4 protein-coding genes are annotated in these 3833 nt (G+C 77.9%); all 4 read right to left on the reverse strand.

Going from position 1 to position 3833, the window contains the following annotated elements; all coding sequences use genetic code 11:
• Window positions 1–424 precede the first annotated feature (424 nt).
• The gene (locus tag MHY85_RS20460) at window positions 425–1633 is read right to left on the reverse strand and encodes a benzoate/H(+) symporter BenE family transporter (RefSeq protein ID WP_222848227.1); all 1209 of its coding nucleotides are present in this window, start codon (window positions 1631–1633) and stop codon (window positions 425–427) included.
• A gap of 131 nt (window positions 1634–1764) precedes the next feature.
• Window positions 1765–2799: an LLM class F420-dependent oxidoreductase gene (locus MHY85_RS20465; protein ID WP_239200187.1), complete on the reverse strand. Its 1035-nt coding sequence runs from the start codon at window positions 2797–2799 to the stop codon at window positions 1765–1767.
• A 105-nt stretch (window positions 2800–2904) separates the two neighbouring features.
• Window positions 2905–3066 carry a hypothetical protein gene (locus MHY85_RS20470; protein ID WP_187365307.1) on the reverse strand — a complete coding sequence of 54 codons (162 nt, stop codon included), beginning with the start codon at window positions 3064–3066 and terminating at the stop codon, window positions 2905–2907.
• Window positions 3066–3833 (reverse strand): class E sortase (locus MHY85_RS20475; protein WP_255733800.1); only part of this gene is annotated, 768 nt, incomplete at its 5' end. The genes MHY85_RS20470 and MHY85_RS20475, both read right to left, overlap by 1 nt.

Below are 3833 nucleotides of genomic sequence, written 5' to 3' on the forward strand. Positions count from 1 at the left end.
GCGGGGTGCTGCCGGGGCGCGGCCGGTGGGCGTCGGGGGACGCGGGTCAGGCGGCGCGGGAGGTGCGCGGACAGCTCGCCGAGGGGCGACAGCAGCGCGCCGAGGCGGACATCGGCAGGCCCGGGCGCTGGGTCGTACGCGGGTGCATCGACCGGGCCACGGGCCGCCTCCTTCGCATTGTCTCGCCTGGTGAGACGCAAGTGCTCACGTCTCGGGATCACCGCCGACAGTAGCGTCCGACGTGCGGCGCGACAACCCCGCCGCGCCGCGCGCGCCGCGTCCCCTGGCCGCCCGCACGCACCGCGCACCCACCTCTCGCGCGCACCTCCGCGCGCCCCCTCCCGCTGAGATGGCAACTCTCGGCTGTCGGCGGTCGCCCGCGCACAGCCGAGAGTTGCCATCTCGGCGGAGGGGAGGGCGGGCGTCAGCGGCGGGCGGCGCGCAGGGTGAGGTGGACGGCGATGCCGGCCAGCAGGCCCCAGAACGCCGCCGAGACGCCGCCGACGCTCACGCCCGACACCGTCACCAGGAAGGTCACCGCCGCGGCCTCACGGTGCTCCGCGGGGCCGAACGCCCCGCCCAGCGACGCGGCCAGCGTCCCGACCAGCGCCAGACCGGCCGCCGCGGCGATCAGCCCGGCGGGCGCCGCCAGCGCCACGGCGGCCACCGCTGCCGAGGCCACCGCCAGCACCACGTACCCGCAGCCCGCCACGACGGCCGCGCGCCACCGCCGCCGCGGGTCCGGCCCGCCCTCGGGGCCGGCGGCGAGCGCCGCGCTGATCGCCGCGAGGTTGATCGCGTGCCCGCCGAACGGGGCCGCGAGCACGGTCCCCGCGCCGGTCACGAGCATGACCCGGCGCAGGGGAGCGGCGTATCCGAACCCGGCCAGCACCGCGACGCCGGGGATGTTCTGCGACGCCATGGTCACGACGAACAGCGGCACCGCGACCGACACCACGGCCGACCAGGACGGCTGCGGCGTGGTCCAGGTCAGCGACGGCACCAGGTCCGCGGCGTCGAGCGCGCGCACGCCGGGGGAGGCGACCGCGATCGCCACCGCGAGCCCGATCGCCGCGGGCGTGGCCCACCGCGGCGCCAGCCGCAGCAGCACCAGCCACACGACCACCACCGGTCCGACCAGCAGCGGCCGCTCCGCGACGGCGAGCACCGGCTGCAGGCACAGGTCGACGAGGACGCCCGCGAGCATCGCGTTCGCCAGCGGCACCGGGATCAGCCGCACCCAGCGCTCGAGCCGCCGCCACAGCCCGACCGCCGCGAGCAGCACCCCGCACAGGACGAACCCCGCGACCGCCTCGGGCCACCCGCCCGCCGCGGTCCCGGTGGTCGCGAGCAGGGCGGCGCCGGGGGTCGACCAGGCGACCGTGATCGGCAGCCGGGTGCGCCACGCCAGCAGGATCGTCGCCGCACCCATCGCCAGCGTGACGGCCAGCAGCCCGGACGCGGCCTGCGCGGGGGTGGCGCCGACCGCGCGCAGGCCGCCGAGCACGACGGCGAACGCGCTGGTGAACCCGACGAGCGCCGTGACGACGCCGGCGGCGACGTGCGTCCCGCCGTCCCGCGCCGGGAGGTCGGCGGTCGCGGTCACGGCGGGGGAGTCGTCGGGCCGGGTCACGCGCCGCACGGTAGCGCCGCGGTGTGTCCGCCGCGTTGCGCCGTCCGCGCCCGAGGTCGTCGGTTCCGTCCACCCGAGGGGGTGCGGAACCGGCGACCTCGGGCGGAACCGACGACCTCGCCCCCTGGCGGTCAGCCCAGCAGGCCGGCGATCTGCTCCAGGTGCTCCGGCGCCGCCTGGACCAGCAGCGTCGTCACCGCCGTGTCCCGCCACGCCGCCGCCTGCTCGCGCACGTCGTCCGGCGTGCCCACCAGCGCCACGTCCCGCACCAGCTCCGTCGGCACGGCCGCCGCCGCCCGCGCGCGGTCGCCCGCGAGGTAGTGCGCCTGGATCTCCGCGCAGGCGTCTGCGTAGCCGAGCCGGGCCAGGGCGTTCGCGTGGAAGTTCGCCCCCTTCGCGCCCATCCCGCCGGCGTACAGCGCGACGAACGGGCGGACCGCGTCGGCGGCGGACTCGACGTCGACGCCCAGCACGACGGGCACCGTCGCCGTGACCTCGAACTCCTCGACGGGCCGGGTGCCGGCGAGCCGGCGGTCGAAGCCCTCGGCCAGCAGGCCGCGGAACTCGTCGTCCAGCCGCGGCGCGTAGAACAGCGGGAGCCAGCCGTCGGCGATCTCGGCGGCGAGCGCGATGTTCTTCGGTCCCTCCGCGGCGAGGTGGATCGGCAGGTCGGCGCGCAGCGGGTGCACGGTCGAGCGCAGCGCCTTGCCGAGCCCCGACCCCTCGTCCTCGGGCAGCGGCAGCCGGTAGAACGGCCCGGCCGCGCGGACCGGCCCCTCGCGGCGCAGCACGTCCCGGACGATCGCGACGAACTCCCGGGTGCGGGCCAGCGGCCGCGGGTACGGCTGCCCGTACCAGCCCTCGACGACCTGCGGCCCGGACACCCCGAGGCCGAGCGTGAACCGACCGCCGGACAGGTGGTCGAGGGTCAGCGCGGCCATCGCGGTGGCGGTCGGAGTCCGGGCCGCGACCTGGGCCACGGCCGTCCCGAGCCGGACACGCGAGGTCGCGGCCCCCCACCAGGCCAGCGGGGTGAAGGCGTCCGAGCCGTACGCCTCGGCGGTCCACACGGAGTCGAGCCCGAGCCGGTCTGCCGCCAGCACCGCCTCCGCCGCCCCGGGCGGGGGCCCCGCCGACCAGTAGCCGGTGTGGTAGCCGAGCCGCATGCCGCCTCCTCGTCGTCCCGCGCTCGCCGGTGAGCGCGGTCGCGGCCCATGCTGCCGTGCCACCGGCCGCGGCGCGAGGACACCGCGCCGCCGCGTCGCCGCCGGTCAGCCGAGCGACGGGTCCCCGGTCAACCAGGTCAGGTGCGGCGCGAGGGCGGGGAAGCCCCAGCCGAACAGACCGACGAGCACCGCGGCCAGCAGCACGAGCGCGAGCAGCACCCGCACCGGCAGCGGGCCGGGCAGGTGCCGGAACAGCCACGCGTACATCAGACGCCTCCCGTCGCGAGGACCGCCTCGGGCGTGCCGTCGGCGCGGTCCAGCCAGCCGGCGAAGGCCGCGTACGTGATCCACCGCTGGTCGTTGCCGTACTCGCCGAGGGTGCGCGAGTGGCACGTCGTGAGGGTGAGCAGCCGCTCGGTCGGGGCGACGCCGGGCTGCCGGGGGACGGGAGCCAGCACGGACGACTCGGACGGCTCGACGATCTCGTGGGAGGTGACCTCGTAGACGTACCAGGTGCTGGCGGTCTCGATCACGACGGGGTCGCCGGGGAGGAGCTTGTCGACGTGCCGGAACGAGTCGCCCCAGGTGCGCCGGTGCCCCGCGAGCGCGACGTTGCCCACCTCGCCGACCTGCTGGGTCCCGGCGTACCGGCCCGCCATCGCGCGGTCGAGCAGGTCCGGCGTGGTGCCCTCGACGACCGGCATGGCGTTGCGGGTGAGCCCGTCCCAGCGCGGGACGGTGAGCACGCCGACGACCTCGCCGTGCCCGACGGGCGCGGGGATCGGCGGGTCGTCGGTGCGGAGCTCCGCGGTCGTGGCCGCGGCGGGGGGCAGCGCGGCGCGCACCTCGGCGAGCACGGCGTCGGCGTCCTGCCGGGCGGTGACGGTCGTCCACCACAGCTGCCAGACCAGGAACAGCGCGAGCAGCACGCCGAGGGTGATCAGCAGCTCCCCGGCGACGCCGACGGCGGACACGGCGGGATCCCGGCGGGCGCGGGCCCGGGAGCGCGCGGCGGCGTGCGCCGGGGCGGGGGC

It is taken from the genome of Cellulomonas sp. ACRRI, assembly GCF_022346185.1.
Lineage (GTDB): Bacteria > Actinomycetota > Actinomycetes > Actinomycetales > Cellulomonadaceae > Cellulomonas.